Source organism: Micromonospora sp. NPDC048947 (assembly GCF_040649495.1).
Classification (GTDB): domain Bacteria; phylum Actinomycetota; class Actinomycetes; order Mycobacteriales; family Micromonosporaceae; genus Micromonospora; species Micromonospora alfalfae.
In genome coordinates this window covers 136,019-147,902 of sequence record NZ_JBEZFO010000020.1, presented here as the reverse complement: position 1 = coordinate 147,902, position 11,884 = coordinate 136,019, and the positions used below count along the sequence as shown (strand labels likewise).

The 11,884-nt window shown below is 68.8% G+C and carries 10 protein-coding genes; 8 read left to right on the top strand and 2 right to left on the bottom strand.

Annotated features, from left to right (window positions below):
- Window positions 1-161 precede the first annotated feature (161 nt).
- From AB0B98_RS26250 to AB0B98_RS26225, 6 genes are all read left to right on the top strand, one after another.
- Window positions 162-956, top strand: coding sequence for an amino acid ABC transporter permease (locus AB0B98_RS26250; RefSeq protein WP_238668494.1), 795 nt, complete (start codon window positions 162-164; stop codon window positions 954-956).
- A gap of 5 nt (window positions 957-961) precedes the next feature.
- A complete protein-coding gene (locus tag AB0B98_RS26245) occupies window positions 962-1,768 on the top strand; it encodes an amino acid ABC transporter ATP-binding protein (protein ID WP_357366064.1) in 807 nt (268 codons plus the stop codon).
- A gap of 312 nt (window positions 1,769-2,080) precedes the next feature.
- Window positions 2,081-3,085: a multicopper oxidase domain-containing protein gene (locus tag AB0B98_RS26240; protein ID WP_238668492.1), complete on the top strand. Its 1,005-nt coding sequence runs from the start codon at window positions 2,081-2,083 to the stop codon at window positions 3,083-3,085.
- A gap of 23 nt (window positions 3,086-3,108) precedes the next feature.
- Window positions 3,109-7,047 (top strand): ThuA domain-containing protein, encoded by a 3,939-nt coding sequence (locus AB0B98_RS26235; RefSeq protein ID WP_357366061.1) that lies wholly within the window; start codon window positions 3,109-3,111, stop codon window positions 7,045-7,047.
- Window positions 7,048-7,055: 8 nt separating this feature from the next.
- Entirely contained in the window at window positions 7,056-8,585 is a 1,530-nt protein-coding gene (locus tag AB0B98_RS26230; protein ID WP_357366059.1) for a plastocyanin/azurin family copper-binding protein, read from the top strand.
- A gap of 32 nt (window positions 8,586-8,617) precedes the next feature.
- Window positions 8,618-9,595: a hypothetical protein gene (locus AB0B98_RS26225; protein ID WP_357366057.1), complete on the top strand. Its 978-nt coding sequence runs from the start codon at window positions 8,618-8,620 to the stop codon at window positions 9,593-9,595.
- 224 nt (window positions 9,596-9,819) lie between these two features.
- Here the strand turns inward: AB0B98_RS26225 and AB0B98_RS26220 are convergent, their stop codons facing one another.
- Window positions 9,820-10,035, bottom strand: a complete 216-nt coding sequence (locus tag AB0B98_RS26220; RefSeq protein WP_357366055.1) for a winged helix-turn-helix domain-containing protein — start codon at window positions 10,033-10,035, stop codon at window positions 9,820-9,822.
- Window positions 10,036-10,476: 441 nt separating this feature from the next.
- On the opposite strand from AB0B98_RS26220, the gene AB0B98_RS26215 reads away from it, so the two are divergent.
- Both AB0B98_RS26215 and AB0B98_RS26210 read left to right on the top strand, forming a co-directional pair.
- Window positions 10,477-10,695 carry a flavin reductase gene (locus AB0B98_RS26215; protein ID WP_357366053.1) on the top strand — a complete coding sequence of 73 codons (219 nt, stop codon included), beginning with the start codon at window positions 10,477-10,479 and terminating at the stop codon, window positions 10,693-10,695.
- Window positions 10,692-10,865: a hypothetical protein gene (locus AB0B98_RS26210; protein ID WP_357366051.1), complete on the top strand. Its 174-nt coding sequence runs from the start codon at window positions 10,692-10,694 to the stop codon at window positions 10,863-10,865. Before AB0B98_RS26215 ends, AB0B98_RS26210 begins: the two co-directional genes overlap by 4 nt.
- Before the next feature lie 206 nt (window positions 10,866-11,071).
- Here AB0B98_RS26210 and AB0B98_RS26205 read toward each other — a convergent pair whose 3' ends face one another.
- Window positions 11,072-11,719, bottom strand: coding sequence for a CatB-related O-acetyltransferase (locus AB0B98_RS26205; RefSeq protein WP_357366049.1), 648 nt, complete (start codon window positions 11,717-11,719; stop codon window positions 11,072-11,074).
- Window positions 11,720-11,884 lie beyond the last annotated feature (165 nt).

Here is an 11,884-nt window from a genome sequence, read left to right as displayed (position 1 = left end):
GCACGGTCTGCGGTTTGATGTCGCGGTGCAGCACCCCGGCGGTGTGGGCGGCCTCCAGCGCGTCGAGCACGGCCAGCCCGATCCGGGCCGCTGGAGCCGTCCCGCGCGGCCCGGCGCGCGCCCTCCGACGTCGGTAACCTCCGGGAAGGCAACGAGCGAACGTGAAGCTGCGACGCCGCCAGCGGGAGCGGCTGTCCCTCGGGCTCCAGTACCTGGTCTTCATCGCCATCATCGCCACGGTGCTCGTCGCCGCGGACTGGGACCGGCTGGCCGACGCGTTCTTCCGCGTCGACATCATCAAGTCGATGTTCCCGACGATCATCACCGTCGCGCTGCGCAACACCATCCTCTACACGCTCGGCGCGTTCGCCTTCGGCCTCGTGTTCGGCACCGTCCTGGCGCTGATGCGCCTGTCCCGGGTGGCGCCGTACCGCTGGGTGGCGACGGCGTACATCGAGCTGTTCCGGGGTCTGCCCGCGCTGCTGGTGCTCTTCCTCGTCGGGTACGGCATCCCGATCGCCTTCCCGGAGCGCGAGATTCCGGGCGGGGTGTTCGGTTCGATCGCGATCGGCCTCGGGTTGACCGCCGCCGCGTACATGGCGGAGACGATCCGGGCCGGCATCCAGGCCGTGCCGAAGGGGCAGATGGAGGCGGCGCGAACCCTCGGCATGTCCCACTTCACCGCCATGCGCACGATCGTCATCCCGCAGGCGTTCCGGATCGTGATCCCGCCGCTGACGAACGAGCTGATCCTGCTCACGAAGGACTCGTCGCTGGCCTACGTGCTCGGGGTGACGGCACAGACGATCGAGATCACCAAGTTCGGTCGGGACATGCTCAACGACCGGGTGAACGCGACCCCGCTACTGGTGGCCGGCCTCGCCTACCTGGTGATCACCCTGCCGCTGTCGCAGGTGGTACGACGCCTCGAACTCCGCTACGCCAAGGCTCGGTGACCCCGATGACGATCGTCTCCTCCCGCCCCGCCGTGGAGATCCGCGACCTGCACAAGTCCTTCGGGCCGCTCAAGGTGCTCAAGGGCATCGACTTCGAGGTCGGCCAGGGCGAGGTGGTCTGCGTCATCGGGCCGTCCGGCTCCGGCAAGTCGACACTGCTGCGCTGCGTCGACCTGCTGGAGGAGCCGACCGCCGGCAAGATCTGGGTGAACGGGGTCGAGATGACCGACCCGGACGTCGAGATCGACGCGGTCCGCCGCGGCATCGGCATGGTGTTCCAGTCGTTCAACCTGTTTCCGCACCTGACCGTTCTGAACAACCTCACCATCGCCCAGCGCCGGGTGCTCCGGCGAGGTCGGGTCGAGGCCGAGAGGGTCGCCCGGGACAACCTGGAGCGCGTCGGGCTGACCGACAAGGCCGACGCCTTCCCGGCGCAGCTCTCCGGCGGGCAGCAGCAGCGGGCGGCGATCGCCCGGTCGTTGTCGATGGAGCCGAAGCTGATGCTCTTCGACGAGCCGACCTCCGCGCTCGACCCGGAACTCGTCGGCGATGTGCTCACCGTCATGCGCAAACTGGCCGAGGACGGCATGACGATGATGGTGGTCACCCACGAGATGGCGTTCGCCCGCGACGTTGCCGACCGGGTCGTCTTCATGGACGGTGGCGTGGTGGTCGAGCAGGGGCCGCCGCAGGAGGTGCTGGGCGCGCCGAAGCACGAACGGACCCGCGCGTTCCTCTCCCGGGTCCTCGACCCGACCCATGTCGCACAGCTCGGTGGGCCCGACCGGACGGGCCCGCAGTCGGCCGACTGACCACGGCCACGATCTCTGACCACAGCTTCCGCACGTCTGCCCGCCGGGCTGCCGCATTGACGGCAGCCCGGCGTCTGCTTGTGTGTCAGCTCTATGTCAATCGACGGACGTCGTGATGTCAAGGTAATCTTTTTGCAATCAGAGCTGTACTTTCATCGATGGATTACATAAGTTGCTGTCATCCATAGAAAGCTTTGAGTCTTCCGAGCAAAGATCGCGACGAGCCTCACCCTCAGTCGTGCCACCGCCCCCGTGCTCGGGTCGATGCACCCTGCCCTCGTCGCGTCTTCGCCCGGTTGGGAACGGAGACCCATGGACGATCACGCTGGTGGCCCTCACCGCCACCTGTCCCGCAGATCGCTGATCGCCACCGGCGCGCTGGCCGCCGGGGCGTTGGGCGCGTCCGCCCCAACCATCGGCACCGCGTTCGGCGGCAGCCCCGCCCGGGCCGCCGCCGGTGTCACCAAGAAGATCACCATCTACGCCGAGCAGTTGCCCGGCAACCTGTTCGGGTACGGCCTGGCACCCGGCCAGGCCACCGTTCCGGGCCCGGTCCTGGAGATGTACGAGGGTGACACCCTGGAGATCACCCTGGTCAACACCACCACCCAGCGGCTTTCCATCCATCCGCACGGGGTGGACTACAGCACCGAATCCGACGGCAGCCCGTTCAACGCCTCGTTCAACAACCCGGGCGAGACACGGACGTACGTCTGGCGCTCGCACGAGATGGTGGCGGCGGCGGGCCGACGGTACATGCCGGGCAGCGCCGGCTACTGGCACTACCACGATCACGCGATGGGCACCGACCACGGCACCGGCGGTGTCGCGAAGGGACTGTACGGGGCGCTGATCGTCAGACGGCGTGGCGACATCCTGCCGTCGAAGCAGTTCACCGCGGTGTTCCACGACATGATGATCAACAACAAGATGGCCCCGGCGACCCCGATGTTCGAGGCGAACCTGGGCGAGCGCGTCGAGTGGATCGCCATCGGCCACGGCAACCTGTTCCACACCTTCCACCTGCACGCGCACCGCTGGGCGGACAACCGCACCGGAATGTTGGAGGGGCCGAGCGACCCGAGCCTGGTGGTCGACAACAAGGACCTCAATCCCGGCAGCTCGTTCGGTTTCCAGGTGCTGGCCGGGGAGGGCGTCGGACCGGGCGCGTGGATGTACCACTGCCACGTGCAGACGCACTCCGACGGCGGCATGGCCGGGATCTTCCTGGTGCGCAACGCCGACGGCAGCATGCCGCCGGGCGCCGAGGAGGCGATCCACCGGTTCCAGGGCCACACCCACACGCACGGAAGCTGACCGAACCGAAAGTGGGGACGGGCATGACCAGAAAACTACGACGAACCCTCGCCGCGGTAGCGGCCTTGGCGACACTGCTCCCGGCGACGACGGCCGCCGCTGCCGCACCACGAACGGCGGCCGCCCCGCAGGCGGCGCAGCCGCAGCAGACAGCGGTCCTGGTGTTCCACGGCCCGGTGGCCGAGCAACAGGACCCGGTTTCTCGCGCGGTCGACACCATCAAACAACTCGCTGCCGGTCATGACATCGATGTCACGGCCACCACGGACCCGGGCGCCTTCACGGCGGCCGGGCTGTCCGCGTACCGCAGCGTTGTCTTTCTCTCCGCGACGGGCGCCGCGCTGAACCGCGACCAGGAGTCGGCGCTCCAGAACTACGTCAAGGCCGGCGGCGGTTTCGTCGGCATCGCCGACGCCGCCCGAGCCCAGGTCGACTCCACCTGGTTCACCGGGCTGATCGGCACCCGCCCAGCCGGCGCCATCCCGGTCGCCGAGCCGGTGACCCGGGTGACCGCCAGCGGCGAGAACCCGCCCAACGAGACCAAGGAGAAGCTGACCGACGGCGACGCCAACACGAAGTGGCTGGTCCGCACCCCGACCGGCTGGGTGGCGTACGAGTTGAGCGCACCGAAGAAGATCACCGGGTACGCGCTCACGTCGGCCAACGACTCCTCCGGTCGGGACCCGAAGGACTGGACACTGCAGGGCTCCACCGACGGTCAGAGCTGGACCGACCTGGACCGCCGCACCGGGCAGACCTTCCCGGACCGGTACCAGACCCGGCGGTTCGACATCGCCGCGCCGCAGGAGTTCACGCGCTACCGGCTGAACGTCACAGCGAACAGCGGTGAACCGCTGGTTCAACTCGCCGACCTGCGTCTGTTCACCGGCAGCACCACCACCCCGGAGCCGCCCGCTGTGAGCCGCGCGGTGGTGAACATCCTGGACCGCAAGCACCCGGCCACCGCGTCGCTGCCGCTGACCCTCACCCGGTCCGACCGCTGGGAGAACTGGGACCCGAACCCGATCGGCACCGTGCACACCCTCGCCCAGGTCGAGGAGCGGCACTACAACCCGGGGGCGGCCGCCAACGGCGCCTTCCACCCGGTGTCCTGGTGCCGGGACTACGACGGCGGCCGGTCGTTCTACACCGGCATGGGCCACACCGAGGGCAGCTACGGCGAGGAGGCGTTCCGCACGCACCTCGCCGGCGCTCTCAACTGGACCACCGGTCGGGTACGCGGCGACTGCCAGGCCACCATCGCGTCGAACTACAAGGTGGAGCGACTCACCGCCGCGAACCAGACCGGGCAACTGGACCAGATGGGCGAGCCGCACGGGCTCACCATCGCGCCGGACGGCACTGTCTTCTACGTCGGCAAGGCGGCCTGCCCGAGCGGCCCGATCGCTGACTGGAACAACCCGAAGGTCGGCCTGGGCTGCGGCACGATCCACTCCTGGGACCCGCGTACCAAGCAGGTCAAGCTGCTCACCACCCTGGAGGTGATGGGCAACCGGGGCAGCGGCTCCGAGTTGGTCAAGAACGAGGAGGGCCTCCTCGGCATCGTGCCCGACCCGAAGTTCGCCGAGAACGGCTGGCTCTACGTCTACTGGATGCCGCACGACTCCGTCGACCGGGTGAAGCGGGTCGGTCAGCGGACCGTCTCGCGGTTCACCTACGACCGGCAGGCGCAGACCATCGACCAGGCCACCCGCAAGGACCTGTTGCAGTTCCCGGTGCAGATCCACAGCTGCTGCCACGCCGGTGGCGGCATGGCGTTCGACGCCAAGGGCAACCTCTACGTCGGCTCCGGCGACAACAACTCCTCGGAGGGGTCGCAGGGCTACGCCGGCAACAACTGGACCCAGGAGTACCAGGGCATCTCGTTCCAGGACGCCCGCCGCACGTCGGGTAACACCAACGACCTCGCCGGCAAGATCATCCGGATCCATCCGGAGGCCGACGGGACGTACACCATCCCGGAGGGCAACCTGTTCCCCCCGGGCACCGAGAAGACCCGGCCGGAGATCTACGTGATGGGCGTACGCAACATCGCCCGCCTCCAGATCGACCCGGTGCACCAGTGGCTGACCGCCGGTTGGGTCGGCCCGGACGCCTCGTCGCCCAGCCCCACCCTGGGCCCGGCCAAGTACGAGACGGCCACCATCATCACCTCCGCCGGTAACCAGGGCTGGCCGTACTGCATGGGCAACCGGCAGCCGTACCGCGACCGCAGCAACACCGACGCCACAGTGCTCACCGGCTGGTACGACTGCGACAACCTGAAGAACACCTCGCCGCGCAACACCGGGCTGGAGGACATCCCGGCGGCCCGGGACAACATGATCTGGTATTCGCCGGACGGCGGCGGCCCGGTGTTCCCGAAGCGGACCGACGGCAGCGGCCTGCCCACCTACGTGGCGGCCGACGCCACCTACACGCAGCCGTACCTGCGCGGCGGCGGGCAGGCAATCATGTCCGGCCCGACCTACCACCGCAGCCTCGTCGACACCACCAGTGGCGTGGCGTGGCCGGAGCACTGGGACGGCAAGTGGTTCATCGGCGACCAGTCGAACGCGTCCAACCGGGTCGCTGTCACAGTCGACCCGGCCGGCGTGCCGCAGGCCGCCCCACCGGTGTACGCCGAGTCGCTGCGGGCCATCATCCCCGGTGGCAACGGCGACAACCGGTTGCAGAGCTGGATGGACGCGAAGTTCGGTCCGGACGGCGCGCTCTACCTGCTCGACTACGGCGGCGGGTTCTTCAGCCTGCACGCGAACCAGAAGCTGATCCGGATCACCTACACCGGCGGGGCGCCCACCCCGGCGCCGGCGGCGACATCGGTCGCCGTGCAGAACAAGCCACTGACCATCGCCTTCACCGGTTCCCGCTCGGGCGGCGTCAGCCACCGCTGGGAGTTCGGCGACGGTGCCACGTCGACCGAGGCGGACCCCCGGCACACGTACGCCACTGTCGGCACCTACACCGCGAAGCTCACCGTCACCTACGCCGACGGTCAGACCGCGACGGTGCAGACCACTGTGACGGTGGGCTGCGCGGTGCCCGACGACCGGTCGACGGTGTGGCTCGGCGACACCGACACCGGGGTGCCCAGTCGCACTGTCGGGCAGGGCTGCACGGCCAATGACCTGATCGACGACGAGAGCACCTGGGCCGACCACGACGGTTTCGTCCGGCACGTCAAGGCGGTGGCCCAGGCGTTGCAGGACGACGACCTGCTCAGCGCCCGGGAGGCCGGCACCCTCACCCGCCTGGCCGCCGCGTCGGAGATCGGCCGGGACGGCCACACCGGGTACGAGCCGCTCTTCGACGGCACCGCCGAGTCGCTGCGCGGTTGGCAGCAGGCGCCGACCGGATCGTTCGCGATCCAGCCGGACGGTTCGCTGCGGCCCAGCGGAGGTCTGGGCATGCTCTGGCACACCAGGGAACTCGGCGACTTCTCGCTGCGGCTTCAGTTCAAGGACATCGCACCGGGCACCGGCCGGGCCAACACCGGCGTCTTCACCCGGTTCCCCGACCTGCGAACCCCCCTGGAGCAGCGACCACCGGGCAGTTGCGGAACCGTCGGCTCGGCCCGGACCTCGACCGCGTGGATGGCGATCTACTGCGGACACGAGATCCAGATCTACGACGGTGACACCGGTGAGCCGCAGAAGACCGGCTCGGTCTACAACTTCGACCCGGTGCCGCTGGCCCAGGCCGGCATCACCCCGAAGAACGAGTGGAACGACTACGAGATCCGCGTCGTCGGGCAGCACTACACGATGATCCGCAACGGCGTGGTGATCAACGAGTTCGACAACACACCCGGCAAGCAGTCGTCGCGTGCCGGCGACCCGCCGACCGACCTGCGGCAGTTCCTGCGTGGCTTCATCGGTCTGCAGAACCACGGTGACAACGACCTGGCCGAGTTCCGCAACGTCCGCGTACGGGAACTCTAGGAGAGACGATGACCCGACGACTGAAGGCCGCGCTGGCGGCGCTCCTGCTCACGGTGATCCCGTTGGCCGCAGTGCCCGCCTCCGCCGCCCCACGCGTCGCCGCCGACCAGGTGTTGACCTGGACCGCCGACGACAGCATCACCCGATACAAGTCCGCGCCCACCACGGCGGTGGCCGGAGCGACCACGATCATCTGGGAGAACAGCGCAGCAACCGGAAACACCACCGGGATGCCGCACACCCTGACCTTCGACACCAGCACCGAGGGCTACAACCACGACGTCACACTCAACATCCTGGCCAGCCCGTTCGACGCCAACGACGGCCGCCATCAGGCGACAGTGACGCTGACCCCGGGCCGGTACCGGTACTTCTGCTCGATTCCCGGCCACAGCTCGATGGTCGGTGAGCTGGTGGTCACCGAGGGCGGTGGCGGTGGCGACACCACCGCGCCGACAGTGACCGCCGTGGTCTCCGGTGACCAGGACCAGGACGGCAACTACCTCGGCGCGGCCACTGTGACAGTGACGGCCACCGACGCCGACTCCGGGGTCCAGACCGTCGAGTACCAGGTCGACGACACGAGCTTCCTGGCGTACACCGAGCCGGTGCGGGTGACAGCGATCGGCGACCACGCGGTGCAGTTCCGCGCCACCGACCAGGCCGGCAACACCAGCGCCGTCGGCTCGGTGGCCTTCCGGATCGTCGAGCCGGGGGAGGAGGACACCACCGCGCCGGTGGTCACTGCCGCACTGGCCGGCGACCGCGACGGCGACGGCAACTACATCGGTACGGCCACCGCCACGTTGACCGCCACCGACAGCGGATCCGGCGTCGCCACCATCGAGTACTCGTTGGACGGGGCGGCCTTCACCGCGTACACGAACCCGATCGTGGTCAACGCGGCCGGGATGCACATGCTGCACTACCAGGCCACCGACGTCGCCGGGAACACGTCGGCGGAGCAGATGGAACATTTCACGGTGGTCGAACCGCAGGCCGAGGACACGACTCCACCCACTGTCGCCGCCACCGTGGCCGGTGACCGGAACGACGACGGCGGATACGTAGGCGGCGCGACGGTCACCGTCACGGCCACCGACGCCGAATCCGGCGTGGCGAAGATCGAGTACGCGCTCGACGCCGGGGGCTGGACGGCGTACACCGCTCCGGTCGCCGTCCGCGCACCCGGCGCGCACACAGTGAAGTACCGGGCGACCGACACGGCGGGGAACTCCTCCACCGAGCAGTCGACGTCGTTCACAGTGGTGGTCGACGACGCCGACCGCTGCCCCGACTCGGACACCCGGGCCACCGTGATCATCGACGGCGGTGACACCGGTGTGGCCAACGTTGACACCGGCGACGGCTGCACCATCAACGATCTGATCGACGAACACGCCGACTACCCCGGCCACGCCGAGTTCGTCCGCCACGTCGAAGCGGTCACCGCCGCGCTCGTGACCGGCGGCACGCTCGACCGGCGGCAGCAGGGCGCCATCGTCCGGGCCGCGGCCCGATCGGACGTCGGCGCATGAGTCCTCGAACCTCACCGAAAGGGAGTACCCCGATGCCCGGACGTACCGTCGCCAAGCTCGCCACAGTGAGCGCCTTCATCGCGGCCTCGGTGCTGGCCGTGGCACCCACCGCGCACGCCGACCTGGTCACCCACTGCATCGGCACCGGCGGCGCGGTGACCGTGCCCAACGACCTGCTCGTCCCCGCCGGCGAATCCTGCGCGCTCACCGGCACCACGATCACCGGCAACGTCACCGTCGCAGCCGGGGGCAACCTGGTGGTGACCGGTGGCCGGGTCAGCGGTGAGGTACGCGTCGCCGCCGACGGGTACCTCGACGCCACCGACACGACAGTCGACGGCCAGGTGGTGCTCGCGGCCGGGGGGTACGGCATCTTCCTCTCCGACGCCCGGACCGGCACCGTGACAGTGCGGCCGAAGGGCAGCGCGACGATCGACAGCTTCCTGTTCGCCGAGGGGGCGACCGTCGCCGGGAACGTCACTGTCGGTGCCGGTGAGGTCCGGCTCGACGGGGGCACCCAGGTGGAGCGCAACGTCAGCAGCACCGGCACCTACTACACCGACCTGCACGACTCGTTCGTGGACGGCACGCTGTCGGTGCTCAACAGCGCCACCGGCAGTGTCGTGTGCGGCAGTGCGGTGCGCGGCAAGGCCACGTTCGCCGGCAACCTCGGCGGCGTGCAGGTCGGCCCGAACGGCGGGCTCGACAGCTGCGCCTCCGGTGGCTACTGGGGTGCTGACGTCAGCATCACCAGCACCACCGGTGGTGTCACGGTGGACGACAACATCATCAACGGCCAGTTGACTGTCACCGGCAACGACCCGGTCGCCCAGGTGGCCGCCAACAACCGGATCCGCGGTGGCGTGACCGGTGACCAGGCGGCGTCGACCACCAACCGGGCGGCGCGGGTGGCCGCTCCGGACCGTGAAGAGGCCGGCGACCAGCGGGCCGAGGTCCGCCGTACCTCGGCGGTACAGGAGGCCACCGAGGCGGGCGCCGCCCGGCTTTAGCTGATCGACGCGACGGTGGCCGGTCACCCCTCGGGGTGACCGGCCACCGCCGTCGGATCGGGCCGGACCGTCGCGAGCCGCGCTTGCCTGGCGGTGTGGCCCATCGACGCGGAGGTGGCCAGCCAGACGGCTAGCCGCAGATGTGCGCGGACCGTCTCAGACGGAGCCCCCAGAGCTTGTCGAGCGACCGGTCGCGGTGGCGGCGGTTGACTCGGCGGAGGGATCTACTCGGCGACGAAGACGCCAACGCCGGGAAGTGTTTCGGTCATCCCTTTGATCCGTAGTATCTGCATGGCGCGGTCGATCACTGGCTCGGTGACCCCGTAGTGCTCGATCAACTCTCGCCGGCTGGGCAGCTTGGAGCCGGGCTGAAACTCGCCGGACTTGATGCGTTCGGCGAGGTCGTCGGCGATCTGCTCGTAGCGGTAACGCGGTGGCACGTGGCTCTCCTCGGTTGGCAACACGAGTAGACCACCTACGTCAGCCCCTTGACTACCCAACGGTACCTATGGGAAGTTGCCAAGGAGGTCGATTCCCTCGGTTGGCGCTGTGGGCCGTCCTCGCTGGCGTGGATGTTCGGCGCGTCCCCCGCGTTCGGGCATCCACGCCCCCCAGATTGCTCCGGCACAAGGAGACGGACGTGCTCCCTTCGACATGGGCAGGGCTGGCCCTGGTGCGAGCCGGCGAGGCGAGCCGGTGAAGCGAGTTTCGTACGACGAGTACGTGCTGGCGGTGGCGCTGACTCTGGCTCGCCGGCACCGGCCCGTCTGGTCCTGGCGACACTGGCGGCGCATCTGCCGTTGCGGAGTCGATCTGCCATGCCGAAGCCGCCACCGCATCCCGATCAACCGCGGCCACTGGCCCAGCCAGGAGGGGCCGCAATGACCAGTCACCACCCGATCAAGCCGGCCTGGACGTGCGGTGGCTGCGCGGGGGAGTGGCCATGTCAGACCCGGCGCCAAGAGCTGCGAGCCGAGTACGACCGCGCCCCGGTGTCACTGGCCCTCTACCTGGCCGCCCAGCTCGTCGACGCCACCCAGGACCTGGCCCACTTTCCCGCCGGCCACCTGCACTACCGATTCCTCGGCTGGACCCGATGAGCATCCTGCGGCCTGGTGACGAGAAGTTCCACTACAGCGACGGCTCCCACAAGTGGATCCCACCGGACCCGGACTACGACCAGGAGGTCTGGACCGAGCAGGTCCGCCAACACAAGCAAGGACACCTCAGGAACGAGCGCCCGAGGGTGCGGATCCAGCGCCTCGTCTGACGCCAGGAATACAGCAGCCGGCGACGGACAGGGTCATGAGGGTCTTGGCTGCTCCGTAGCGCTGATCACGGTTCGTGTCCGAGGGCTGGACGGCAGGTGGAGTGGCTGCCGGACGACGTGGGCGCGGCTCGCGGTGGCCGTCCTCATGCCGGCGCCATGCCGGCACCGAGTTGGTATGGGTCAGCCCGACCGGGTCTGACCTGGCGCTACCGATGCGTCGGCGCTACAGCCTCAAGATCGTCGATGCTGCCGGACATGATCGTGCGCATGTGCTCAGTGATGTCCTGACGTGGCCAGTCCCACCAGGCAAGTGCCAGAAGGCGTACGACGTCTTCCTCGCTGTAGCGGCGGCGGATGAGCCTGGCTGGGTTGCCGCCGACGATGCCGTAGTCGGGGACGTCGTCGACGACGACGGACCCGGAAGCGATGACCGCTCCGCTGCCGATCCGGACTCCGGGCATCACCATGGCTCGGTACCCGAACCAGACGTCGTTGCCAACCACGGTGTCACCCCGTCCGGGCAGGTTGGTGATGAGATCGAAGTGTTCGACCCAGGAACCACCCATGATCGGGAAAGGGAAGGTCGACGGGCCGTCCAGGCGGTGGTTGGCCCCGTTCATGATGAACCGCACGCCCTCGCCCAGCGCGCAGAACTTCCCGATGACCAGCTTCTCTGGCCCATAGTGGTACAGCACGTTGCGGGTTTCGAAGGCGGTTGGATCATCCGGGTCGTCATAGTAGGTGAACTCCCCAACCTCGATCAGCGGCGAGGTGACCAGCGGCTTCAGTAGCACCACGCGCGGCTGTTCGGGCATCGGATGCAGCACGCCCGGATCGGCCGGAACACCTGCCATCGTGAATCTCCTCATAGGCCGCGGATGACGTAACCCAAGATCGCTTAGACCCGCCGCACGCTACCACCGCACCCGTCTACACGGACCGTATTGCCTCGATGCCGTATCCGGTCCAAGAGCACTGCGCGGATCCCGGTTTATGAGGACGACTTCAGCCAAATGACG

Bases quoted from the DNA above. Each gene is read 5' to 3' on its own strand.
- AB0B98_RS26225 (WP_357366057.1), top strand. From the start codon at position 8,618: ATGCCCGGACGTACCGTCGCCAAGCTCGCCACAGTGAGCGCCTTCATC.
- AB0B98_RS26245 (WP_357366064.1), top strand. From the start codon at position 962: ATGACGATCGTCTCCTCCCGCCCCGCCGTGGAGATCCGCGACCTGCAC.
- AB0B98_RS26230 (WP_357366059.1), top strand. From the start codon at position 7,056: ATGACCCGACGACTGAAGGCCGCGCTGGCGGCGCTCCTGCTCACGGTG.
- AB0B98_RS26210 (WP_357366051.1), top strand. From the start codon at position 10,692: ATGAGCATCCTGCGGCCTGGTGACGAGAAGTTCCACTACAGCGACGGC.
- AB0B98_RS26215 (WP_357366053.1), top strand. From the start codon at position 10,477: ATGACCAGTCACCACCCGATCAAGCCGGCCTGGACGTGCGGTGGCTGC.
- AB0B98_RS26235 (WP_357366061.1), top strand. From the start codon at position 3,109: ATGACCAGAAAACTACGACGAACCCTCGCCGCGGTAGCGGCCTTGGCG.
- AB0B98_RS26205 (WP_357366049.1), bottom strand. From the start codon at position 11,719: ATGGCAGGTGTTCCGGCCGATCCGGGCGTGCTGCATCCGATGCCCGAA.
- AB0B98_RS26240 (WP_238668492.1), top strand. From the start codon at position 2,081: ATGGACGATCACGCTGGTGGCCCTCACCGCCACCTGTCCCGCAGATCG.